Source organism: Streptomyces paradoxus (genome assembly GCF_014202475.1).
Lineage (GTDB): Bacteria > Actinomycetota > Actinomycetes > Streptomycetales > Streptomycetaceae > Streptomyces > Streptomyces paradoxus.
The window spans coordinates 123596-147134 of record NZ_JACHGV010000007.1; the positions used below are offsets into that span (position 1 = coordinate 123596).

Genomic DNA, 23539 nt, shown 5'->3' on the forward strand with positions numbered 1-23539 from the left:
TTCCCGACGTGTGGGGCTGTCCATCTATGTCCCGGGCTCTCTCTCGAAACGGATGATGTCGTTGTCCACGAGGGTCTTGATCTGGTCGAGCCGCTCTCGCAGGTTGTGGAACTTCTGGGCCGTGGGCTTCGCTCTGTCGTAGTTGGTGATCGCCGTTTCGAGGTCGCTGTACTTGTCGTACGGGCGAAGCCTGAGGAGTGCCTGGGAGAACTCGTAACCCGTCTCCTTGAGCGTGCGTTTGATGGCACCCACGTCAGCCCGGTTGATGTAGAGCGTGCGGTCCGCGGACGGCGGCGGTGGCGTCGCCTGGAAAGGAGTCTGCGCCGGGCTGTCCGGATCCCAACGCCGGTTCTGCCGGTCCTCGGTGTATCCGCCCCAGACCGCCTGGATGAAACTGGGGAAACCACGCGCCGGCGAGGCAGGCGGCTTGTGGAACCGCACCTGGACGTCGTACCAGATCATCTCTTCCTTGGCGGGGCTGGAGTGCAGCGCCTGGTAGGCGTTGTCCTCGACGCCGTGGAGGAAGGGGGTGTTCACCTCGGGGCCGCTGGCCGGGACCATGTTGGAGCCCTTTGCGGGGCCGCCGATGCGGTCCGGCAGCAGATGCATCCGGACCCATCGATTGCTCGGATCGCTGTTGATGGATTTCGCGTAGAGCCAGCCGATCGGGATGTCCGCGTTGCTGTCCGCGTCCGTGGAGGGCGTTCCCTTGACGAGTTTGTCGAGGTATCGCGCGGTGAAGTTCCTGCCCATGCGGTGGTCGGTGAAGTGGGGAATTCTGGGCTTGGGCTTCGGGACGCCGTTGTGCCGCCTCCGCATGGCTGCCGCGAGGTGGGCCATTTCGCTCTGGAGGGCCTCGTAGTTCGCCTGCCAAGCAGCCCGCCCGCCACCGCGCGGCACCCTGGCGGGCAGCGCGGCCTGGAGCCTCTCCGCTCGCCGGTGCCGGATCTGTGCCTGCTTGAGGGCGGCGCTCTGGTCCGACTTGTGGGAGGAGTCCTGCATCCCGGCGATCTGGCGTCCCCAGTCCTGGAGGAAGCCGGGGATGAACTGGGGGATGCTGTGCACGTAGAGGGCCGCCGCGCGTCCCTTGCCGTGGAACATCAGCGTGTGGAGCTCACCGGTGTCGGCGCGGAACCTGGCCGTCGGCAGGACCAGTTCGCGCGTGTGCCTCTCGTCGCGGCGCTCCCTGTTCTCCCTGTCGCGCTGGTCCGCGCGGTCGTCACGCAGCCGGTCGCGACGCCGCCGCCACATCTCCCGCATCCGGCGCAGCCGGTCGTCCAGGCGCCCGCCGAGCCTGCGGCGCGCTGTGCCGTACAGCCTGCGGGCCGCGCGTCGGGCACGGTTGACCGCTGACGTGATGGTCTGCCGAGCGCGTCGGAGCGGACGGCGGCGAGGACGCTCCGCGGGGCGGCGATCTTCGTCGCGGTCCCTTCCCGGCCCGCGACGGTCGTCCTTGCGGTCGCCGTCCGGGCGACGGCTGTCGTCGCCTCGCCGGCCGCCGGGGCGCGTGCCGCGGGGATCCCGGTCGCCGTCGCCGGGGCGTGCGCCCTTGGTGTCGCGGTGCCGTTCGCGGTCCTCCCCGCGATCCGCGCCCGGGCCACGGCGGTCGGTGCGGAGGGTGTCCCGGGCGGGACCCCGGCGGGCCGGGCCGGTGCGCTCGTCCCGGTCCTCGTCGCGTGCCGAGCGTTCGGCGTCCCGCATGCGGCGCCTCGCCGCGTTGACCTCGCGGCCCTCCTCGCGCCGCTCGTCGTCGTCACGGCGCCTCTTCGGTCGCGTGGTGTGCGAGGGGCGGCGCTTCTTCTCGGGTGCCGGCCGCTTGCCGGGGCGCGGCCCGGCCGGCGGGCGGGACGTCCGGCTCCCGGAGTGCTTGCCGGGCGCGGGGGTGCGGTCGTCGGTGGGCGGGCGCTGTTCGTCCTTCGGCCGGGCCGGGGCGTCCGGCTTGTCGTCGGAGGGGCCCGGCTTGTTCTTCTTGGTGCGGAGGTTCTTGAGCATGCCGCCGAGTCGTTCGGCGACCTTGCCCATGAAACGGCTGACGCCTTCGACGAGGAACTCGTAGACCAGTTCCAGCAGTGCCACGACCCCGGCCGCGACCGCCTTCGCGAACGGCAGCGCGCCGTTGCCGCTCTTGACCGACTTCAGGAAGTCCATGAACAGGCCGAACGCGGTCAGGATCTCGCTGAGGGCGCCCCACGCCGTCTGGAGGGCGTCGATGACGGCCATGACCCAGCCGGCGCCGGGGATGAGCTTGGCGACGACCTTCTCGACCACCATCACGCCGATGATGACGGGGAGTTGGGGCAGCGCCTCGTCCCAGGCCAGCTGCGCCATCTGCTCGACGGTGACCCCGCCGGAGATCAGCTCCTGGAAGTCCTCCATCGGGATGCCGATGATCTCCTGGACCTTCTGGTCGAACCAGGCCCGGACGGCGGTCTTGATCTCCTCGAAGAGGTGTTCCTTCGCGCCCGTCTCCGCGGCGGCCCCGGCCTTGCCGATCCAGTCGCCGGGGTCGGAGACGATGTCGTTGAAGATGGCCGCCCACTCGCCGAGCGCCGCGACGGCGGCGGCTCCGAACTCCAGTGCGCCGACGGTGACCGTCTCGGCGATGTCGACCGCCGCCAGGAGGCCGCCCTCCAGGGCGTCGAGCCCGGCCAGGAGCGCGCCGCACAGGCCGTCGAGGAGTTTCCCGGCGACCTCCTTCAGCGCGTCGGCCGCCTCGTTGACCTTCTGCACGGCCCAGTCGCGGGCGCCGTCGATGGTGTTGCGCCACTTGTCGCGCATCGCCGGATAGTCGGCGAGGAGTTCGTCGCCGAGGGCGATCAGCGCGTCGGCGAAGGTGTTGATCTGGTCGATGACCCAGTTGCGGGCGTCGTCGATGAGCTTGAAGACCTGCTGCTTGAACTTGTCGATGAGGTCGGTGACGACCTGGCGGGCCTTCTCGAAGACGCTCTTGATGGCGTTCTTGAGGTTCTCGAAGAACTCCTTCAGCTTCTCGATGGCCTCTTCGAGCCAGTTGTCGGCGTCGTCCTTGCCGTCCTCCTGCTTCTTCTCCGCCTCCTTCTCGGCATGGGTCTGCTCGTCGTCGATCTTCTTGTTGTCGTCCTCGGTCCGCTTGTCGACGTCCTTGTCGGTGTCCTCCTCCTTCTTCTTGATGTCGTCGCGGACCTTGTCGTACTTCTTGCCCTTCTTGTCGTCGATCTCCGAGACCTTGTCGTCCTGCTCCTTGCGCCACCGGTCCCGGGAGTCGGCGATGTCGGAACGGCCCTTGTCACGGGCGGCGGACTGCTTCTTCCCGCTGGCCGTGACCTCCTTCTGGAGGTCCTGGTCGTGCTGCTTGCGGTCGTCGGCGGCCTTCTTGTCCTTGGTCTGGCGCTCCTGGCCCATCTTCTGGCGGCCCTGGGAGAAGCCCGCCTGGATCTGCGGCCCCCGGTCGTGCTCGGCGACCGCGGAGGCCGACTCGATCGGCACACCGCCGCCGGACACCGACCGCGTGCCGCCGCCCTGCGCGCCCTTCTTCCCGCCCGCCACCTTGCCGGTCAGGGTCTCCTTGGGCACGTCGGGATAGATCTGGTCCTCGCCCATGGGGCGGGCCGCGTCCTCACGCCCCGACCGGTGCAGTTCGCTCTTCCGGTCGTCGAGCTTGCGGCCCTGCTCGTCGGTGCGCCGCGGGTCGGAGTCGTTCTCCAGCGGCAGCCTCGGGGCGTCGCCGACGCGGGCGTCGTTCAGGCCCTCGTCCTTCGTCGGCAGCCCCAGGATGGAGTCGATCAGGTCGTCGAGCGGCAGGATCTCCTTGAGGAGCTTGCCGAGCAGCTGGGCGCCGATGGTGACGGCGATGTCCCACCAGCTCGGCTCCGGCACGTTCGCGCCCGGCACCTCGCCCTGTGGCTTCCGGTCGCCGGTGATCTCGGGGGTCTTGCCGGGGGCGGCCTCCGTCCGGGCGACCTTGGCGTTGGTGTACGTGCCCGGGGCAGCCGCCTTCGGGCCGCCGGGGACCGTGCGCGGGGAGCCGGAGGGTCGCTGCGTCTGCGGCGGGGCCTTGCGCAGGGCCGTGCGTTCCTTGTCGACCGAGCGGCCGACCGCACTGTCGACGCCCTTGAGGGTCTCCAGGGCCTGGTGCGGTTTCAGCCCCGCGGCGGTCGACAGGCCGGATTCCGGGGTGGCGTTGGAGACATCCGGGGGCGGGGCCTCCTTCTTGGGCTTGGGGTTCGGCCTGGAAGCACCGGACGCGGAGGAACGGCCGCCGGAACGGACGGGGGCCGGGGACCTGCGGCCGCCTCCGCCGCCCGGGCTCGCGCCGCGGCGTGAGGCTGTTCTGGCCGCCTTGCGTGCCGCCTGCCGCTTGCTGCCCGCCGGTCGGGAACGCGCACCGGTGGAACCGCCGTCCGACGTGGCACCGCGTTCCGGGGACTGCGTGGCCTTGGGCGTGTTGGTCCTGGGCTCCGGTCCCGCGGCCATGGGGGACGGGCCGTTGCCCGGGGCCAGCTTCGGTGCGCCCGCGGGACCAGGGAGGGAGACCTTGTCCGGGCCGGTCCCGGGGGCGGGTGTGGTGGCCGGGCCCTTGCCCTCGGTCACGTCCTGGTCGCCGGACTCGGGCCTGGGCGCCTGCTCCGCCGGCCCGGGACGGCCGGCCCCGGGCGCCGCCCCGTCCGGCGTGCCCTCGTCCTGCCGGGTGCCGGATCCGGAGCCCTCGCCATCGCGCGCCTTGCCCCTGGCAGAGGCGCCCGAGCCGTCCTCGGTACGGCCACCACCGGCCGTACCTGCCCCGCCGCCGCCCTCCGCGGCCGCCGCATCGGAGCCCGCCGACGCGGACGAGGACGTACTGGGCCCCTGGCGACGGGCGTCCTCACCCGCCTTGTCCAGTTGCCCGGGCACAGCCGTCTCCCCCGGTTCGGAAGCGGTCGCCCGCTCCGCGCCTCGGTCGGCGTGGCCCGCGTCCTCGTCCCGCCGGCGGGCTTCGGCGTCCTCCGCCCCTTCCTCCGCCTGCTTCTTGTCCCAGTCCTTCCCGGCCCCGTCGGCCGGTGCCGCCGCGGTGGGCCCCGGCCCCTGCGACGTCGCGGCCGTGGCGGCGCCCGCCCCTTGGGGCTCCGTCTCTCCCTGTGCGGAGACGGCCTTCGACAGGTCCTGTACGTCCTGGTCCTCGGAGTCGTCCTCCTCGGCACGCCGCACCGCGTTCCCGGTCGCGTCGAGTGCCGTCTCGTCCTGCGCCGATTCAGGCAGTGGTCCCGGGGAGGGCAGGGGCGCCTGCGAGGGGCTGCCCTTCTTCCGCTGCTCGACGGGGAGCAGGTTCCCGGCGTCCGCGGGGTTGGGAAGCAGGTCGACGTCGGTTCCGGCCGGACGGGCTCCTGCCGACCCGTCATCCGTCTCCCGACCGGGTTCCTCTCCCTGGTTCGCGGGCTCCGAGTCGAGCCCCAACGGCTCGTCGTCGACGCCCTGTTCGTTCTCAGGATCCCCCGCCGTACGGGTCGTGCCCGGGTCACCGCCGGTGCGGCTCTTCTCCCCCGGCTCGGCGCCGCTGCGGTCCACCGTGCCCGTGCCCGCGGTCCGCCGTTCACTCTCCGGAGCCTCTTCCCGCCGCTGCTCCCCCTCGACGGCCTGCCGCTCCGCCTCCTCGGCGCCCTCCTCCTCGCGCCCGCCCTCCTCCTCGGCGGCGCGCTCGTCCTGCCGGTCCTGATCGCGCTGGTCGCGCTCGGTGCCGGACGCGTCCTCGCGCTCGTCCTCCGCGTCCTCGCGATCCTCCCGGCCGGAGGCGTCCTTCTCCTCCCGCCGGTCCCGCGACCGTTCCTGCTCGTCCCGCGCGCCCTCCTGCTGCCGCGAGGCCGAACCGGCTGTCCCTGGGGACGCGCCCTGGGCACCCTCCCGGCCGGCCGCCCCGGAACCTTCCCGACCCTCGGCCTCCTCGGCCGGTCCCTGCCCGCCCGGCTTGCCGGTGGCGTCGTCCCGGTCCCGGTCGCGGTCCTGGGAGCCGCCGGCCTCCGGCTCGGAGTCGTCGCGGGCCCGCTCCTCCTCGATCTCCTCCGCCGCGCCGGGCACCGCCTGAGGCGCCACCCCCGCGTCCATCGGCAGCGGCCCCCGCCGTTCCGTCTCCTCGACCTCTTCGAGGAGACGGTCCACGGCGGGCGCCGGCAGGCGCAGCTCCAGCCGGTCCAGGACGGAGTCCTGCACCTCGGGCGCCATACGGGCCAATTGGAGCCGGACCCGTCCCGACCGGTCCTCCGGGTCGCCCCGCAGGGACCGCAGCAGGCCGTTGGCGATGCGGTCGACCAGCGTCGCGGGGTCGAGCTGCTCCATACGGCGGCGGTCGGCGTCGACGGTGGCGTAGCGGAGCCAGCCCGGTGTGGCCTGCCCCGGTTCCACCTCCGCCGCCGCGTCCGGCCCGGGCTGCGGATCCCGGACCAGGTCCTGTGCCGTCGATTCGGCCTCCCGCTCGATGGCCTGCTGGGGCAGGCTCACCGCGCCGAGTTCACGTCCGGCCCGCAGCGCACCGAGGCCGTGCGGGTTCTGGACGGTGTGCAACAGCTCGTGGGCGAGCAGGCGGCGGCCCTCGTCAGTGCCGGGCCGGTACGCCCCCTCGCGAAAGAAGATGTCCTGGCCGACGGCGACCGCGTCCGCGCCCAGCAGGTCCGCCAGCTGCCCGGCGTCCCGCCCGGTGTGCGTGCGTACGCGGCTCAGGTCGTGCCCGAGACGCTCCTCCAGCTCCCGCCGTACGCCCGGGTCGAGGGGCTGGCCGGCGCCGCTGACGATGTCCTTCGGCTCGGGGGCGCGGGCCGCGGCGGCACGGTCCTTGCGCTTGCGGCGGCGCTGCCCGGCGGACTGCTCGGCCCGGCTGTCCCGGGTCGGGGAGCTCACGATGTCACCTCCCCGCGCCCGCACAGTCCCTCGTGCACGGCACGCGCCAGTTCCTGCCCGAGCCGCCGCGCGGAGAGCCCGGCGGCCAGGGGCGGCAGGCCGGACAGGACATCGGCGGTCCAGGGGCCGTCGGCGGGCACCCCGCGTTCGCGGACCAGCCGGGCCAGCTCGTGTTCGAACGCGGCCGACACCCGGTCGGGGTCCGCGCGGAAGCCGTCGAGGACCAGCTCGCCTATCTCGACCCGGATCTCGCGCGGCGCGGGCGTCACACCCGTCGCCGTCCGCGCGCCCGTCTGTCTCACACCCATCCGCGGACCTCCGTCGGCGTCAAGGAGCGTTCCAGCTTGAGGTACTCGGTCCGGGCCGCGGCGAGCATGTGCCGCATCTGGAGCGCCTCGCCCTCCTCGGCCGCGAGGAAGGCACCGGACAGGGCGATGTTGCGGATCGATCCGCCCGCCACGGTGAGCTGCGCGAGCAGTTCCGGGTCGATGTCCTTCACCGGGGCCCGCGGCGGCAGGACGCGGCGCCAGATCTCGGCGCGTTCGTGCTCGGCCGGGAAGGGGAAGTCGACGACGAAGCGGATGCGCCGCAGGAAGGCGTTGTCGAGGGCCTTCTTCATGTTGGTGGTGAGGACGGCCAGCCCTCGGTAGGCCTCCATCCGCATCAGCAGATAGCTCACCTCCAGGTTGGCGTACCGGTCGTGGCTGTCCTTGACCTCACTGCGCTTGCCGAACAGGGCGTCGGCCTCGTCGAACAGGAGGAGCGCGCCACCGCGTTCGGCGGCGTCGAAGACCCGGCGCAGGTTCTTCTCGGTCTCGCCGATGTACTTGCTGACGACCTGGGAGAGGTCGACGACGAACAGGTCCAGGCCGAGTTCCTTCGCCATCACCTCGGCGGCCAGGGTCTTGCCGGTGCCGGAGCCGCCGGCGAAGAGCGCGGTGACGCCGAGGCCACGGCGCAGGGTCGCGCCGAAGCCCCACTCCTGGTGGACCACGGCGCGCCGGCGCACATGCGCGACGATCTCCCGCAGCACGGCGGTCTGCCGCTCGTGCAGCACCAGGTCGTTCCAGCCGGCCCGCGGTTCGATCCGGCGGCCGAGTTCGTCCATGCCGACCCGGGCCTCGTCCATGCCCGCCCGCCAGGCGAGTCCGGCGGCGTCGAGTTCGGTCTCGTGGGGCAGTTCACGGCGCACGGTCGCGGCGGCGGACCGCACGACGTGCGGCGGCAGCTGGAACTGGGCGATCAGGGACCGCAGTTCGATCTCCTCCAGGTCCAGGACGTCGCCGAACGCGTCAGCCCACAGCGCGAGTTGCTCGTCGTCGTCCAGAAGCGGCACGCTCACGCGGGTGCCGTGCGGGTGGTCCGTGCGGCGCGGGTCGGCGCTCGACACGACGACCGGCACGGCCGCTCCCGCGAGGAACGCCTCGGTGGCCGCCCGCTGCTCGCGGTCCGGTTCGCCGAGCTCCACGAGCAGCGCGGCGGGCAGCAGGATCGCCTCGCGCTGCCACAGCCGGGCGAACCGGTCACGCTCGGCGGGGTCGACGGGGATGTCCTCGGCGCCGGTCGTGTAGAGCCCGAGCCCGGCGCGGGCCGCGGCCGCGGCCGCGATGTCGGCGCGGCTGCGCGGGTCGCCGCCCACCAGTTCGACGAGCAGCGGCGCCTCGGGGCGGGCCCCGTCGGTCCAGCCCGCGGCGACGCCGCTCGCCGCGAGGTCGTACGACGCCGGCAGCCGGTCGGGGACGTCAGTGCGGCGCAGTCGGCCGTGCAGCCGGGCGTCCAGGTAGGGCGAGCCGAGCAGGAAGTGCAGGATGCGCTCGTCCAGCCGCAGCCGGGAGGTCGTCAGCCGTGACTCGTCGTCCGGCTCCACGATCCGCCAGCGCCGCAGCGGGGACACGGGCGGCAGCGCGCTCCAGTGCGGTTCGTCGAGGGCGGCGAGGGCCAGCGAGAACGTCGGATGCGTCCGCTCCGGATCACCGCAGGCGGCGGCACAGCGGGCACCGGTGGTGGGGTCGAGTTCCTGGGCCGCCGTGAGGAGGACGAGGTCCCGCTCGAACGCCGTGAGCCCGAAGCAGGCGACCAGGGCGTCGAGCGGGGCGGTGCCGGGGCCGTCGGCGGACTCGGGCGGAAGGGCCTGTGCGTCTCGCCCCTCACCGTCCGTGGCCCGCAGCGCGTGAGCGTCGACGCACGCCAGGACACGCCGGATCTCCACCGTCAGCGTCGTACCGCCGCCCAGTGCGGCGGCAGCGGCTCCGGCCGTCGGCTGCGCTCCCATGTCCTCACCCGCCCCCGTCGTTCCCATGTGCCTCAGTTCTCCGTGTCCTCGCTGCCGTCCGCCGGCCGCGTCCGCGTGGACTTCGCGGGCTTGGCGGCCGTCTTCTTCGCGGTTCTGGCCGGCTGGGCGGACTTGCGGCCCCGGGCGGTCTTCGCGGGCGCCTTGGCCTCCGTCCCGACCACCGCCTTGGCGGGTACGACGGTGGGCTCCTGCGGGGGCGTGACCGTCTCGGCCGGGACGCGGTCCGACGGGGTCGGCGCGCCGGGCGCCCCGAACGGCAGCACCCGCACCTCCGGCCGTTCGACCGGCCTGGCCGGCCCCGGCGTCGCGCGGCCGTCGATGAGGACCAGCACGGCCTGGTAGACGACCGACAGCGTGTACGGCGTCTGGTGGAGCATCCCCCACAGCTTGGACGTCTCGTCGACGTCCATCACGGTCGGCGTGAACCGCACCCGCTGCACCGCCTCGGCGAGGTCGCTGCCGCTCAGGTGCGGTCGCCGGCCCGCGAGTTCGATGATGTCCCCGGGCAGCACGGGTGTCTCGTGCAGGGTGCGCACCACCGAGCCGATCAGGCGCTGCCCGACCAGTTCGGCCTCCTCGCCGTAGGCGCTGATCAGGTAGTGCAGGTCGAGCGCGGCGGCGGGCCTGCGGACCAGCGTGCCGTCGGGCGCCCGGGTCGGCAGGTCGTTGTTGCGCTGCGAGGTGTTGGGCGTGACCTGGTACAGGAAGACGGTGATGGTCGGCTCGGCCGGCGGGTCCGCCGGCGGCTTGCGCGGCTCGACCTTGACCGCGATGTCGATGTCCGGCGGCAGGTTGTCCTCGATCAGCAGGGCGAGGGCCTGGGTGACGTGGGCGAGGGCAAGTGCGTTGCTCATGGCGTCAGTTCCTCGGTTCCTCTCCTCGTCGTGCCGCTTCTCGTCGTACGTCCGTGTGCGGGGTGCCGCTCACTCGCGCCCCCTGGCCAGGTAGTCCGCCAGGCTGACGGTGGCCTGCGGGCGCTCCGCCTCCCGGGGGCGGGCCCGGCCGCCACCCGGGGGGGCGCCACCGGCCGTGACCTCCAGCCGCCCGATCTTCACCTGCACGACCTGCTCGGCCGGTCGCCCCGGGCGCCGGGCCGCGGCCTGCCGGACGGCGTCCCGGGCGGCCGCCGTGTCCGCCGCGCTGGGGAGCAGCGGGGCGGACACGGCGGGGGGAGCGGCGTCCGCACCCGGGGGGGTTGGTGCGGACGCCGCGTTCAGGGCAGCCGCGCTCTCCGGCCGGCCCCGGACCGCGGCGCGGCGGGCGGTGTCGGGGACCGGCCGCGGCGCGGGGCGGACCGGCGCCGCGGGACGCAGCAGTGGCTCGGCGGCCCGGACGGGGCGGGCCGTGGGTTCGTCGGGCGCGGGGGCCTGTTCGGTCCGTACGACCGTCCGCTCCCGCTCCGTGCGGACGATCTCGCGGGCCGCCGGGCGCGCCGTGTCCGGCCGGGCGGCGGGGGCCGGGGTGGCGACCGGCCACAGCGGCTCGGCGTCCTCCGGGTCCGGTGCGCCGGCCCGGACCGCCTCGACCCGCTCGAACGGCCCCGCCAGCCGCGGCCGGACCCGCACCACGCCGGGACGCCGCTCGGCGGCCGGCGCGTGCCGGGCGAGCAGCCGGTCGAGGAAGTCGGGCTCCGGCCGCCCTTCCGGGGTGGACTCAGGCATCCGCACACAGCTCCAGGTAGTAGCGGCGCCGCAGCGGGCTGAGCGCCAGGATCTCCGGCTCGCTCCAGCCGTACGCGGTGGCGAGCAGATGGACGTCGAGCAGGAGGTCCCGGGCCCAGGCGTCCAGTTCGGACCACAGGTAGGAGGCGATGTCCAGCTCGGCCCGGGTGCCCTCCCCGCATTCGGGGCAGGCGACGGTGAGCGTGACGTCGCCGCCGGGGTCGGCGGCCTGGGCGGCCTCGGCGATCCGCCGCTGCACGGCGGCGGGCAGCACGTCCGCGGACGCGGGCCGCCCGTCCCGTACGGCGTTCACCACGCACCGCGCCAACAGGGCCCGGCGCGGGTCGGCCGCCCGGGCCGCCGCCGTCAGGTCGGCGACACCGGGCACCCGGAACTCGACCTCCCAGCCGTCCTCGGCGACCCGCACCAGCGGTTCGCCACGGTCGGCCAGGGTGCGGGCGAAGTCCCCGGCGTCCAGCTCGAACTCCATGTCCGCGCCGCACGCCGAGCAGTCCAGGCGCACCTGCATCCGCTCGCCGAACAGCGCCCGGCGCAGGGCGAACAAGTCCGCTTCCCGCTGCCCGACCGGCAGCGCCAGCAGTGCTTGCTGATCACCGCCCAGGTCCGGCCGGGCGGCCCTGTGCAGCAGCAGCGCCCGCCCGGCCGGCGCCTGGGCCGTCCCGCTCTCCCAGGTGGCCAGGAAGTCAGCCGCCTGCGTGATGGCCACGCCTCCTCCTGTCCGGTTGGGCAGCGCCCCAACGGGGGCGCGGGGAACTGCGCGACCGCGACCAGCCACGACGCGCCGGCACACCACAGACGTCGATCGCGGTCTCCCCGCGGAGCGCTACGCCGGGTTCAGGAACGAGGGTTCCTCCGGCTCGGCCACCTCGTAGTCCCGCTCCCAGCCCTCGCATTCGAGCTTCAGCGACTGGATGGCGACCGCGTTGGCGTTGGCGTCCAGTTCGCCGAGGACCTGGTACTCGCTCGGCCAGGTCCGGTACAGCTTGTGCGAGACGGCGACCTGCCCGGCCTCGTTGAGGACCTGGATCACGATGTCCTTGCGGAAGTCCGCGAGGGAGACCTCCGAGCCGAGGCCCGCGCCGACCTGCCAGACCTTGTTGGCCCAGCGGTCGAACTCGGGGTCGTGCGTGACGCCGCGTTCCAGGGTGATGCCCTCGAACTCGGAGCGGCCCGGCGACTTGCGCGGGGACGAGGGGTCGCCGCCGTGGCGGTGCTTGACGACCTCGGTGGTCCGCTTCAGCGGACTGATCTTGCTGATGCCGGCGACCGTCCGACCGTCCCACAGGACCAGGAACTTGAAGTTCTTGTACGGGTCGAAGCGATGGGCGTTGACCGTGAACTCTGCCATCGAAAATGTCCTCAGGGGTTCCTTGGAGCTTGCCTTAGAGCGCGGACTGCCCGGACGTCTGCTGGATCCTGACGACCACGAACTCGGCCGGGCGGACCGGGGCGATGCCGACCAGGACGTTGACGATGCCGTTCTCGATGTCCTCGGCGGTCGTGGTGTCGCCGTCGCACTTGACGAAGTAGGCCTCGCGGGGCGTGCCGCCCTTGAAGGCGCCCTGGCGGAACAGCGTGTGCAGGTACGAGGAGGCGGCGAGCCGGATCTGCTGCCACAGGTTGTCGTCGTTCGGCTCGAACACCACCCACTGCAGTCCGCGTTGGAGGCTCTCCTCGACGTGCAGCGCGAGCCGCCGTACGGGGACGTACTTCCACTCGCTGTCGAGGGCGTCGGAGCCCTCCAGGGTGCGGGCGCCCCAGACGACGGGGCCGGTCACCGGGAAGGTGCGCAGGACGTTGACGCCCAGCGGGTTGAGCAGGCCGGTCTCGCGGTCGGTCAGGTCGACCGTGAGCGAGTGCACACCGGCGAGCCGTGCCTCGGTGCCTGCGGGGGCCTTCCACACGCCGCGCTCGGAGTCCGTACGGGCGATGACGCCCGCGACGGCGCCGGACGGCGGGAAGGAGCGCAGCCGGCCCGTGAGCGGGTCGGTGAGCTGCAGGTGCGGGAAGTACAGGCCCGCGTGGTTGCCGCGCACGGCGTCGAAGGCGGCGAGCCCGGCGCGGGCCGTGTCCACGCTGACCCAGGTGCCGGGTGCGTCGACGAGGAGGAAGATCCGCCGTTCCTGGCACAGGCGCTGGGCCGCGGAGACGACGGTGAGGGAGTCCTCGGTCTTCTCGTAGGCGGCGAGTTCGGGCAGGACGAGCAGGTTGACGTCGGCGACGCCGCGCAGTGCCTGGATGCCGGACTTGTCGGCCTCGGAGCCGATGAGGTCGCGTGGCCCGGGCGCCTCGCCGTCCTCGCCGCCCTCCAGCGGGAAGACGGGCGGGTTGACGGAGGCCTCCAGGCCCAGGTCGTTGGCGCACTCGCCGAGGAAGCGGACGACGTCGTCGGGGTCGGTGGAGCCGGCGACGACCTGGACGCGGCGGCCGAAGGCGGTGACCTCGGCACCGGCGAAGGCGTGCTTGCCGGGCGCGTCGGGCAGGGCGCGCAGTTTGCGCTCCAGAAGCAGCGCCAGCCCGGCGACGGAGGACGGGGCCTCGCCGTCGCAGTCCGGGTCGAAGAGGGTGAACTCCCGCTCCACGTCACCGATCTTGACGGTGAGGTCGACGGCGAGGTCGGGCAGCTCGGGCCCGAACGGCTTGGAGACGGTGCCGGAGGGGTCGGGGCGGCCCTCGCCGACGACCTCGACGCGGATCAGCCGGGAGCCGGCGTTGACGACGGTCTGCACGTACCGGCCGCTCGACGGGTCGGTGGACAGGCCGGTGAAGCTCTCGCGGGCCTCGCCCTTGGCGTCGTGGACGCGCAGGTTGAAGGTCTCGTCGGGGCAGGGCGTGTCGTGGTCGACGGCGACGCGCAGGCCGTTGCCCCACGCGCCGGGCTCCTTGGCGTGCACCGTGAGGACGTCGCACTCGCTGTGGCCCTCGGTGGACTCCAGCATGACGCAGGCAGCCTTGCCGCTGCCGGCCTTGGCGACCCGGACGATCACCGCGACGGTGCCGCCGTTGCCGAAGAACTGGTGGACGGCGTAGCCGACGGCGCTCCGGGCGCTCAGGCCCCCGAAGCGGCGCTCGAACTCGGTGAAGCTGGTGACGCGCACCGGCTCGTTCAGCGGACCACGCCGGGTGTGGCCCACGAAGGCGGTCACCGAAGTGGTCAGGGTCGAGATGGTGCGGGTGCTGCTGGGAAGCTCTTCGACGTAGACACCGGGATACGTCGGCTTGGCGGCGCTCACTGCACTCATCGGCATTCCCCCTCCTGTCCCTTTGTCGGGCACCCGATGAAGGCACCAAGAGGCGGTGAGGGAGGGACGTTCCGGGTGGTGCGCGAAGGTGCCACACACCCCGTCGGCAGTGGTCACGCGCACGTCATCAGTTCCCCCGTCGGTGCCCGTGCTGTCGGTCGCACGGGCCAAGCGCATCGCTTGTGACTCCTGATGCTCAAGTGCTCAACCCACCCTGCTGGGTTCGCAGTTGACCGAACAAGACGGGTTCTGGCCAGCACGGAGGAAGGTTTTGTGAAGGCAAAGTTCCCCGGATCCGCACATCGCGCCCGCGCGCCCTCGTGAACCGGTCCACACCTCCCGCACACCGGCGGCCCGGCGGCGCGCACGGCATACCTGATGGACCTGCGTCCGGGGCGGCGGAGTCCGGCGCTCCCCGGCTTCTCCCCGAGTCGCACACACCTCTCGGTGGCCGAATCCATCGGGGCGCCATGGACGGGCACGAAGTTGATCGCGGCCTTACGGGACGCACCTACGAGTGCCCCCTTTCGACCGGGACATGCCCGACACAAACGCCAGACCACGCCACCCCTTCCGGGCCGTAGAAATATCTACGAGCATGGCTACGGCCGGGCGGCACGCGGAACCCGCGGGTCACCGGCCCGTGTCCAGTGCGCGCCCGACCGCGGCGCCGCCGACTGTGCTGGGGTGGCCATGCAGAGCGTCATGTGGAAGCAAGCCGTCGAGTGGCTCGCCGCGGCCGCCACGGACCCCCAGGAGTGCAAGCGGGAGTGGGACTACGGCGCGGGAACGGTGCTCGTGGAGGCCGGGCGGTACTGGGACGTGCTCAGCGTCCCCGACCGGCTCGGCCTCCTCGCGCTCGACATCCTGTGGCGCGACCCGCTGAAGGTGCCCGGCCCCACCCTGGTGGACTGCGCGGCCCGCAGAGTGGGGTTCTTCCTGCCGCCCGACCCGGTCAGCGAATGGGTCGGCTTCGGCGTGCGGCACGTCGGCCGGGGCTCATGGGTGGCCGTGCCGCCGCCGTACCGGCCCGCCGGCCGCCTGGAGTGGCTCGTCCCGCCGGACGGAACCGGCACGCTGCACACCCCGAGCACGCTCGAATCGGCCCTGCGGGAGGCCAGCGGAACCCTCGCGGTGCTGGCCCCGGTCAGCGCGGAGCCGGCGGTGCCGGACGGCTGGTGAGGCGGGCACCGGAGGAGAACACCGCCGCCCCCGGGTGGCGGCCGGAGGCAGCGCGGGTGCCACCGGGGGCGGCCGTTGCGGGGTGCCGGCCGGCAGCGGGGTGCGGAGCGGCCGGGACGACCGGGCCCATGTGCCGGCCGGCGGTCCACGAGGTGACGGTGGTCCAGGTCTCGCTCTCGGCCGGAGCGGCGAAGGAGACCCACTGGCCGTCGCGGTGCTCCGGCACGGTGTGGCCGCGCGCCTCCCACTCGGCGACCAGGGCCGCGTAGATCGGCGGATGTCCCGTGTATCCGGCGGTGAGTTCGGCGTACGAGCGGGGCGCGGCATCGTTCCCGGGAAGGCGCCGCGCCGTCTCCGTGCTGTCCATGCCAGGGGAACGCGGCGCCGCGCACCGGTGGTACGCGGGCCGGACCCCGTCCGTCGGGTCGAGTGAACCCGTCACCCGTACGGCGGAGCGCCGGCACCGGACAAACATCCAGTCAGGCGGTCGCCCGTTCAGAACAGCTCAACCGGGTCCGGCCGAATTCTCGACCGGGGAGCGCGCATCCGGTAACACTGACCTCACGCCGAGAAACCGGTACGACGGCAGGGAGAGGCCATGTCACAGCGCCCTGACCTCAAGCGGCGCAGGGCCGTGCTGGAGCACGAGTGGTCCCGCTGGGTGCCGCGGCTGAGCGTCCCGGGCGCGCGGCCCGGCGGCACCGCGGCACTGCGGCACGAGGTGACCGAGTCCTGGGCGCGTTCGCTGGGCAGCGTGGACCCGGGCCGGGACAGCGCCCCGGTCACCGACGGCGGCCGGGTGCACCAGCGCTGGACGTCCTCACCGCTGTACCGGCCGGTCTCCGCCCTCGCCGGAGAGCTGCACAGCATCGCCGAGGACGCCGGGTTCGTCACCGCGGTCACCGACGAGGCCGGCACCATCCTGTGGACCTGCGGCGGCCCGGCCATGCGCCGCCGGGCCGAGCAGGTCAACTTCGCGCCGGGCGGCCGCTGGGACGAGCAGGCCATGGGCACCAACGCGCTCTCCCTGGCCCTGCGCACCGGCCGCCCCAGCTCCGTCTTCTCGGCCGAGCATCTGGTGTCGGCCCTGCACGGCTGGGTCTGCTACTGCGCCCCCGTGCACGGCCGGGACGGCCGCGTGCTCGGTGTGCTGGACCTGTCCACGACCTGGGACCGCTCGCACCCCCTGGCCATGTCCACCGTCCGCACGCTGGTGTCGACGATCGAGGCCCGCCTCACCTCGGAGGTGCCCCGCCCGGGCCAACTGCGGCTCACGTGCCTGGGCTCAGAGCAAGCCGTGCACGAAGGGCGGCCGCTCCCTCTGCGCCCCCGCCAGCTGGAGATCCTCACGCTCCTCGCCCTCGAACCCGAGGGCTTCTCTCCGGAACGGCTGCGGGCGGCCCTGTACGGCGACCGGCCGGTCACGTCCTCCACCTTCAAGGCGGAGATCTCCCACCTGCGCCGGGCCCTGGGCGGTGCGATATCCCCCCGCCACTACGCACTCACCGCCCCGGTGTCCTGCGACGCCGCCGACGTCCTGCGCGCGCTGGAGCAGGGCGACACGGACACCGCGCTGCGACACTGGGGCGGCCCGCTCCTGCCCCGCTCCGAGGCCCCAGGCATCGAGGAGTGGCGCACGCGCCTCGAAGTAGCGGTGCGCGAGGCCGTGCTGGCGAGCACGCGCGCCGAACACGCCCTGCGCTACGGCGAGCGGGCCCCGTACGACACCGAGGTCCACGAACACGCGCTGCGGCTGCTCGGCCCGCACGACACGCGCCGCGCGATCGCCAGGGGCCGGCTGACGGCGTCCCTGCGAGACTGACGTCCGCGTACCGCGGTTCCCTGGTGAGTGGGCGCGTTGAAGCCGATCAAGAGGGAGGTGCGCTCGCTGTGGGTTTGCGCGTGGCCCGAGTACCGCCACACGCCGTACGGGTGGATGCCTCCCACGTCGGCCCCCACGACCTGCGCGCGTCCATGGGCAACCCCACCGACGCCTGTCGCCGGCCGCCCATCGGCGCCAACCTCGCACCAACCTCCCGGGAGCACAGTGAGGGATGCAGCAACCCGTCCCGCACCGCCCTTCACCGAGGAGAGCCGCCATGGTGTACGCGCAGCCAGGAACCGAAGGCAGCATCGTCACCTTCGCCCGCCGCTACGACAACTTCATCGACGGCGACTGGACCGCGCCCGTCGAGGGCCGCTACTTCGAGAACCCGACGCCCGTGACCGGCAAGGTCTTCTGCGAGGTGGCCCGTTCCACGGCGGCCGACGTGGACCTCGCCCTGGACGCCGCGCACCGGGCGGCCGACCAGTGGGGCCGGACGTCCACGGCGGAACGCGCGAACGTCCTGAACAGGATCGCGGACCGCATCGAGCAGAACCTGGAGAAGATCGCGGTCGCCGAGACCTGGGAGAACGGCAAGCCGGTCCGCGAGACCCTGGCCGCCGACATCCCGCTGGCGGTGGACCACTTCCGGTACTTCGCCGGAGTCGTCCGCGCGCAGGAGGGCAGCATCGCGGAGATCGACGCCGACACCGTCGCGTACCACTTCCACGAGCCGCTGGGTGTGGTCGGGCAGATCATCCCGTGGAACTTCCCGATCCTCATGGCCACCTGGAAGCTGGCCCCCGCTCTGGCCGCGGGCAACTGCGTCGTCATCAAACCGGCCGAGCAGACCCCGGTCAGCCTGCTCTACGTCATCGACCTGATCGCCGACCTGCTCCCGCCGGGCGTGGTCAACGTCGTCAACGGCTTCGGCGTGGAGGCGGGCAAGCCGCTGGCGTCCAGCCCGCGGGTGGCCAAGGTGGCGTTCACGGGCGAGACCACGACCGGCCGCCTGATCATGCAGTACGCGAGCGAGAACATCATCCCCGTCACCCTGGAGCTGGGCGGCAAGAGCCCGAACATCTTCCTGCCCGACGTCATGGCGGCCGACGACGACTTCCTGGACAAGGCGGTGGAGGGCTTCGTGATGTTCGCCCTCAACCAGGGCGAGGTCTGCACCTGCCCGTCCCGCGCCCTGATCCCCGCCTCCATCTACGACGACTTCATGGCCCGCTGCGTCGAACGCACCCGGGCCATCGTCGGCGGAGACCCGCTGGACCCGGCGACCATGATCGGCGCGCAGGCGAGCAACGACCAGTACGAGAAGATCCTCTCCTACCTCGACATCGGCAGGAAGGAGGGCGCGGAGGTCGTCACGGGCGGCAACCCCCGCGCGGTACCCGGGCTGGAGGGCGGCTACTACATCGAGCCGACCATCTTCCGCGGCACCAACGACATGCGGATCTTCCAGGAGGAGATCTTCGGCCCAGTCGTCTCGGTCACGACGTACGACTCGGTGGACGAGGCCCTGAAGATAGCCAACGACACGCTGTACGGCCTGGGCGCGGGCGTGTGGACCCGCGACGGCAACACGGCCTACCGCCTGGGCCGCGAGATCAAGGCGGGCCGGGTGTGGACCAATTGCTACCACGCGTACCCGGCGCACGCGGCGTTCGGCGGCTACAAGAAGTCGGGGATAGGACGCGAGACGCACAAGATGATGCTCGACCACTATCAGCAGACGAAGAACCTGCTGGTGTCGTACTCGCCGAAGAAGCTGGGCTTGTTCTAGACACATGCGGAAGGGCGCCTGACCGGGCAGACACCCCCGGGCGCCCTTCGCGGGGCACAGCTGCGGGCCGAGCCCGGGCCAAGGCGCCGCCGTGGCGTCCTCTCGTGCTCGCCCATCACCGCACGGAGTCCTCGATGAGACGGTTCGCGTGCTGACGTCCTGGGCAAGGAACTCGGCGTGGTCGCGGCGCGCATCGCTGCGACCGTCACGGGGTTTCGAAGAACACGGCCTGGTTCTTGCCCGCGGTTTTGGCTCGGTACAGGGCGATGTCCGCGTCCCGCAGCGCTGCTGCCGGCGTGGTCGGCCTGGTGATGCTCCGTGCTCCGATGCTCGTTGTCACGCGGACCGCATGGCCACGGTCGAGGATGAAGGAGTCCATGAAGGAGTCGAGGATCCGCCTGGTGTAGTCGACGAGTGTGGTGGCGTCCACGCCTTCCGCGAGGAGTGCGAACTCGTCCCCGCCGAGCCTGGCCACCATGTCCTGCTCGCGGACCCTGGCCGTCAGCCGCCGGGCGACGTCGACGAGCAGTTCGTCGCCGGACGGGTGGCCCAGGGTGTCGTTGACTTCCTTGAAGCCGTCGAGATCGAGCATCAGCAGCGCGGCGGGGAAAGAGGCGGAGCACCGGCTGAGAGCAGACTCCAGGCGCTGGTCCAACAGCGCTCTGTTGGCCAGCCCCGTCAGCGGGTCGTGGGTCGCCTGATGGCTCAGCTGCTTCTGGAGCTCTTCTTGCTCTCGCAGTGATGCCGCGAGGTAGTGCGCCTGTGTCCGCGCTTCGGTGGCCCTGCTCTGGGCGTACTGGGCGAGGAACGCGATGCGCAGCACCAGCAGCAGCGAAAGAGTCGCCAGCATGCCGACGATCACCGTGATGTTCACGGGCTGGCCCCGGATGCCCCCGACATTGGCCAGCACGATCAACGGCCCCACCAGGATGAGCGCGATCAGGATCGACAGTCGCCTCCGGGGCATCCTCTCCTTGCCGTCCGACAGTTGTGTCGGCCAGCCGACGGACGGGTGCAGCGCCGCGGCCCCCAGCAGGAGGGACGAGACCATCCACCCCACTTCGGACACATCCTCCGCGATCGCGGTCCCGGTCGTGGCCATCGTGCCGTAGTAGAGGCCGTCGGCGGCGAGAAGGGCCAGCAGCCATCCGCTGCACAGAAGAATCGAGGGGGTGCGCTTGCCGGTGGTGAGCAGCAACCGGGCGGCTACGGACAACAGCACCAGGTCGGCGACGGGATAGGCGATGGACACCGCGAGCGGCCACGCGGACAGCTCGCTGCGCAGGTAGGGAGCGATGATGAACGCCCACGACAGGATGCCGAACCCCAGCGTGACGATTCCCGCGTCCAGCCACCCCGCCCAGTGCAGGCGGCCTGAATGCTGCCGGGCCAATGTCACGAGCCCTGCGGCGAACAACAAGTAGCTACCCAGGTAGAGGATGTCGGCCGCACCCGGGAACGGAACCTCTGCGTCGCGGACCTGGTACAGGCCCCAGATCGCGTCCGCCACCGTGTACGGTGCCATTGCCGCCGCGAAGAGGAGCCACGGAAGGAACGAGGGCGGCCTGTTCCTGATCACTCCGCCCGCGATCGCGAAGACGACCGAGGCGGCTATCAGTACGGGCAGCATGTAACGCGCCGCGGCGGCGGTGAACAGATAGACGACGATCATCACGGCCCCTGCTGCCGCATACACCCAGGCCGTCGCATCACGGCGGGCGGGCAACAAGACTTGCATCTTGCCCACAGGCTCTCCTTCCCTCCGGCCAGTACGCGCGCCCAGGAGGCGATGTCCGGGCGGCTCGTCAGCCGGGTTCGCGGCCTGGAGGGTGAGAGCGGACCGTCTCGAGGGTGCGACAGGTCCGGTCGAGTTCGTCCTGGAGGCGGGGAGCGGCCTCGGCCAGTGAGGTCGGCTCTCCGGACCTCGCGTGCTCTTCCAGTTCCTGGCAACGGGCGGCGAGGCCTACAGCGCCTATGTTCCCGGCAGCGCCTCTGAGGCTGTGAGCCTGGTCTGCGATCTCCTGCGAGTCGTGGCGGTCGAGCGCGTGGAAGAGCGCGCTGGTCATCTCGGGGGCCCGGACGAGGAAGTGGTCCACCAGCCTGTCCACGAGTTCGTGCTCGGCCGGGCTGCCGGCGCCGCGCAGTTCGTCCAGCCGCTGCTCGATGGAGACGCGCAGGTCCTCGTTGCCCGCCTGTGGTGGGCCGGCGTGGACCCAGCGCCCGAGGGCCTGTTCCAGCTCGTCGGCGCTGACGGGTTTGGAGATGTAGTCGTCCATGCCCGCGGCCATGCACTGTTCCCGGTCCTCGGCGAGGGCACCGGCGGTCATGGCGATCACCGGCAGGTGACCGTGGTCCCGTTCGCGGCGGCGCAGTTCACGGGTGGCGGTGTAGCCGTCCATACGGGGCATCTGGCAGTCCATGAGCACAGCCTGATAACTGTGCTCCTGGGTCATGAGCAGGGCTTGGGCGCCGTCGGCGGCGATGTCCGCGCTGTAGCCGAGCCGGGTGAGCAAGCCCTGGGCGACCATCTGGTTGATCTCGTTGTCCTCGACCAGCAGGAGATGGCCCCGGTGGGCGGGCTCGGGCGCGGTGGGGGCCTGCGCTGCCGGAGCCGCCACCACCGGCGATGTCCGGGTGGCGAGTTCGACCAGGGCGTCCAGGAGCTGGGACTGGTGGACGGGCTTGGACAGACTGCGGGCGATGCCGGCCGCGTGCAGCTCGGCGGCGGGCGGCTGGGGGCCGGAGGTGAGGAGCAGCATCTGTACCCGGGCGAGGTTCTGGTCGGTGGTGATCCGGCGGGCGAGTTCCAGGCCGTCCATGTCGGGCATATACATGTCGACAATGGCCAGGGTGAAGGGACGCCCCGCGGCCTCTGCCTCGTGCAGGGCCACCAGCGCCTGGGGGCCGCCGGCGACCATGGTCGGCCCGATGTGCCACCTGCGCAACTGCGCATCGAGGATCAGCCGGTTGGTGTCGTTGTCGTCGACGACCAGGACCCGTATCCCGCGAAGGACGTCGGGGTGCGGTGCGGCCGGGGGCAGTTCGGGGGCGTCGGGGGCGCGAACCGGCACGCAGAAGGAGAAGGTACTGCCCTGGCCGGGCCGGCTGGTGACGCCGATGGAGCCTCCCATGGCCTCGGTGATCCTGCGGCAGATCGCCAGACCCAGACCGGTGCCTCCGTAGCGGCGGGTGGTGGAGGCATCGGCCTGGGAGAAGGCGTCGAACATCCGCTCCTGATCGGCCGTGGCGATGCCGATGCCGGTGTCGGCCACCTCGAATCGCAGCCATGGCGCCTGTTCTGCGGGTGGCCGGGCCGGGGCCGGGCGGGCACGGAGCACGACCTCGCCGGATTCGGTGAACTTCACCGCGTTGGACGCCAGATTGAGCAGGACCTGCCGCAGTCGGCCGGAGTCCCCGAGCACCATCGCGGGCAGGTCGGGATCGCAGTCGCTGAGCAGTTCCAGGCCCTCGGCCTGCGCGGTCTGCGCCACCAGCGAGACGACCTCCTCCACCAGCACCTGCGGGCTGAAGGCGACCTCGTCCAGTTCGAGCTTGCCCGCCTCCAGCTTGGAGAAGTCAAGGATGTCGTTGATCAGCGTCAGCAGTGCCGTGCCGGCGGCATGAATGCCCTCGGTGTAACGTCGCTGCTCGGCATCCTGTTCGGTGCCCAGCAGCAGCTCGCTCAGTCCGATGACGCCGTTCATGGGTGTGCGGATCTCGTGGCTCATGGAGGCGACGAACTGCGACTTCGCCTGGGACGCGGCGATCGCCTGGTCGCGGGCCTCCGCCAGAGCGGCTTCGGCCTGCTTGCGCTCGCTGATGTCCCGGATGAAGGCGTTGAAGCAGCGCGCCTTCGCCGACTTCAGCCGCCACACCGCCAGTTCGACGGGGATCTCGTGACCGTCGTGATGACGGGCGGTGAGCTCGACCTGACCGCCCAGCACATGAGAGTCCCCGCCGGACAGCACTCGTTGCAGACCGGCCCTGTGCGCGGCGTGGTACCGCTCAGGAATGATCGTCTCCGTCAGCGGACGGCCCATCGCCTCGTGGTGGCTGAATCCGAACAGCTTCTCAGCGCTCAGATTCCAGTCGATGACCAGGCCGTCCTCATCGATGGAGACGAAGGCGTCCCGGGCGGTCTCGATGACCGAACGTGCTTGATCCTGCAACAGCCGCAGCGCTTCCTCCCTGCGCCGCTGCCCCGCCGCCTCACGGATGAACCCGCGCACTTCGAGCGGCTCGCCTGCGGGGTCCCGCACCACCCAGCACGTCAACTCCGTCCACATCGGGTGCCCGTCGGCATGCCGCAGACGCAGACACACCGCCACCCGGCCGTCGCGCAGCAGATCACGCTCGGCCCACTCGAATTCCTCCACATCGGCCGGATGGACCCAGGACTTCACCGACGTCCCCACGATCTCCTCGGCCGGACGGCCCAGCAATTCCTGCCCCGCGGCGGACACCTCCCGGTAAACGCCCTCCAGCGTCCGGCGGAAGACCATGTCCGGGGAGTTCTTGAGCAGCAGCCGAAACCGCTCCTCGTCGTCGGCCGCATACTGCCTCGGCGTGGCTGTCGATTCCGGTTCCATCGTCCGCCTCCACATTTCGGGCGCGACCACGAGGCGCGGCCGGGACCACCGAACAGACCGGTCGCGACGGTTTGGGTGCGGCGTGCGATGA

The 23539-nt window shown here is 72.1% G+C and carries 14 protein-coding genes; 3 read left to right on the top strand and 11 right to left on the bottom strand.

Annotation, left to right across the window (positions count from 1 at the left end):
• Positions 1 to 24 precede the first annotated feature (24 nt).
• The 8 genes from HNR57_RS23250 to HNR57_RS23285 all read right to left on the bottom strand — a co-directional run bounded on the left by HNR57_RS23250 (position 25) and on the right by HNR57_RS23285 (position 14066).
• Entirely contained in the window at positions 25 to 6843 is a 6819-nt protein-coding gene (locus HNR57_RS23250) for an eCIS core domain-containing protein (RefSeq protein ID WP_184562446.1), read from the bottom strand.
• Entirely contained in the window at positions 6840 to 7151 is a 312-nt protein-coding gene (locus tag HNR57_RS23255) for a hypothetical protein (RefSeq protein ID WP_184562448.1), read from the bottom strand. Before HNR57_RS23255 ends, HNR57_RS23250 begins: the two co-directional genes overlap by 4 nt.
• Complete coding sequence (locus HNR57_RS23260; RefSeq protein ID WP_184562990.1) at positions 7142 to 9115, bottom strand: ATP-binding protein; 1974 nt, start codon at positions 9113 to 9115, stop codon at positions 7142 to 7144. Before HNR57_RS23260 ends, HNR57_RS23255 begins: the two co-directional genes overlap by 10 nt.
• Positions 9116 to 9147: 32 nt before the next feature.
• Entirely contained in the window at positions 9148 to 9990 is an 843-nt protein-coding gene (locus HNR57_RS23265; protein WP_184562450.1) for a Pvc16 family protein, read from the bottom strand.
• A 69-nt stretch (positions 9991 to 10059) separates the two neighbouring features.
• Complete coding sequence (locus HNR57_RS23270; RefSeq protein ID WP_184562452.1) at positions 10060 to 10797, bottom strand: hypothetical protein; 738 nt, start codon at positions 10795 to 10797, stop codon at positions 10060 to 10062.
• Positions 10790 to 11524 carry a T4 family baseplate hub assembly chaperone gene (locus tag HNR57_RS23275; RefSeq protein ID WP_184562454.1) on the bottom strand — a complete coding sequence of 245 codons (735 nt, stop codon included), beginning with the start codon at positions 11522 to 11524 and terminating at the stop codon, positions 10790 to 10792. Before HNR57_RS23275 ends, HNR57_RS23270 begins: the two co-directional genes overlap by 8 nt.
• A gap of 117 nt (positions 11525 to 11641) precedes the next feature.
• Complete coding sequence (locus tag HNR57_RS23280; RefSeq protein ID WP_184562456.1) at positions 11642 to 12166, bottom strand: phage tail protein; 525 nt, start codon at positions 12164 to 12166, stop codon at positions 11642 to 11644.
• A gap of 34 nt (positions 12167 to 12200) precedes the next feature.
• Positions 12201 to 14066, bottom strand: coding sequence for a phage tail sheath subtilisin-like domain-containing protein (locus HNR57_RS23285; protein ID WP_184562458.1), 1866 nt, complete (start codon positions 14064 to 14066; stop codon positions 12201 to 12203).
• Between the two features lie 687 nt (positions 14067 to 14753).
• On the opposite strand from HNR57_RS23285, the gene HNR57_RS23290 reads away from it, so the two are divergent.
• Positions 14754 to 15242, top strand: a complete 489-nt coding sequence (locus tag HNR57_RS23290) for a hypothetical protein (protein ID WP_184562992.1) — start codon at positions 14754 to 14756, stop codon at positions 15240 to 15242.
• On the opposite strand, the gene HNR57_RS23295 is transcribed toward HNR57_RS23290, so the two are convergent.
• The gene (locus HNR57_RS23295) at positions 15208 to 15609 is read right to left on the bottom strand and encodes a hypothetical protein (RefSeq protein ID WP_184562460.1); all 402 of its coding nucleotides are present in this window, start codon (positions 15607 to 15609) and stop codon (positions 15208 to 15210) included. The two genes, HNR57_RS23290 and HNR57_RS23295, sit on opposite strands and share 35 nt — an antisense overlap.
• A gap of 231 nt (positions 15610 to 15840) precedes the next feature.
• On the opposite strand from HNR57_RS23295, the gene HNR57_RS23300 reads away from it, so the two are divergent.
• Both HNR57_RS23300 and adh read left to right on the top strand, forming a co-directional pair.
• Positions 15841 to 17064: a helix-turn-helix domain-containing protein gene (locus HNR57_RS23300; protein WP_184562462.1), complete on the top strand. Its 1224-nt coding sequence runs from the start codon at positions 15841 to 15843 to the stop codon at positions 17062 to 17064.
• 277 nt (positions 17065 to 17341) lie between these two features.
• Positions 17342 to 18859: an aldehyde dehydrogenase gene (gene adh, locus HNR57_RS23305; RefSeq protein ID WP_184562464.1), complete on the top strand. Its 1518-nt coding sequence runs from the start codon at positions 17342 to 17344 to the stop codon at positions 18857 to 18859.
• Positions 18860 to 19064: 205 nt separating this feature from the next.
• Here the strand turns inward: adh and HNR57_RS23310 are convergent, their stop codons facing one another.
• Entirely contained in the window at positions 19065 to 20597 is a 1533-nt protein-coding gene (locus HNR57_RS23310; protein ID WP_246554880.1) for a GGDEF domain-containing protein, read from the bottom strand.
• Positions 20598 to 20664: 67 nt separating this feature from the next.
• On the bottom strand, positions 20665 to 23448 hold the full coding sequence (locus HNR57_RS23315) for a response regulator (protein WP_184562468.1): 2784 nt from the start codon (positions 23446 to 23448) through the stop codon (positions 20665 to 20667).
• Positions 23449 to 23539 lie beyond the last annotated feature (91 nt).

What these genes read in the sequence shown, in the direction of transcription:
- HNR57_RS23310 (WP_246554880.1), bottom strand. Translation starts at nt 20,597, where the DNA reads ATGCAAGTCTTGTTGCCCGCCCGCCGTGATGCGACGGCCTGGGTGTAT.
- HNR57_RS23255 (WP_184562448.1), bottom strand. Translation starts at nt 7,151, where the DNA reads ATGGGTGTGAGACAGACGGGCGCGCGGACGGCGACGGGTGTGACGCCC.
- HNR57_RS23295 (WP_184562460.1), bottom strand. Translation starts at nt 15,609, where the DNA reads ATGGACAGCACGGAGACGGCGCGGCGCCTTCCCGGGAACGATGCCGCG.
- HNR57_RS23265 (WP_184562450.1), bottom strand. Translation starts at nt 9,990, where the DNA reads ATGAGCAACGCACTTGCCCTCGCCCACGTCACCCAGGCCCTCGCCCTG.
- HNR57_RS23260 (WP_184562990.1), bottom strand. Translation starts at nt 9,115, where the DNA reads ATGGGAGCGCAGCCGACGGCCGGAGCCGCTGCCGCCGCACTGGGCGGC.
- HNR57_RS23315 (WP_184562468.1), bottom strand. Translation starts at nt 23,448, where the DNA reads ATGGAACCGGAATCGACAGCCACGCCGAGGCAGTATGCGGCCGACGAC.
- HNR57_RS23280 (WP_184562456.1), bottom strand. Translation starts at nt 12,166, where the DNA reads ATGGCAGAGTTCACGGTCAACGCCCATCGCTTCGACCCGTACAAGAAC.
- HNR57_RS23285 (WP_184562458.1), bottom strand. Translation starts at nt 14,066, where the DNA reads ATGCCGATGAGTGCAGTGAGCGCCGCCAAGCCGACGTATCCCGGTGTC.
- adh (WP_184562464.1), top strand. Translation starts at nt 17,342, where the DNA reads ATGGTGTACGCGCAGCCAGGAACCGAAGGCAGCATCGTCACCTTCGCC.
- HNR57_RS23290 (WP_184562992.1), top strand. Translation starts at nt 14,754, where the DNA reads ATGCAGAGCGTCATGTGGAAGCAAGCCGTCGAGTGGCTCGCCGCGGCC.
- HNR57_RS23270 (WP_184562452.1), bottom strand. Translation starts at nt 10,797, where the DNA reads ATGCCTGAGTCCACCCCGGAAGGGCGGCCGGAGCCCGACTTCCTCGAC.
- HNR57_RS23300 (WP_184562462.1), top strand. Translation starts at nt 15,841, where the DNA reads ATGTCACAGCGCCCTGACCTCAAGCGGCGCAGGGCCGTGCTGGAGCAC.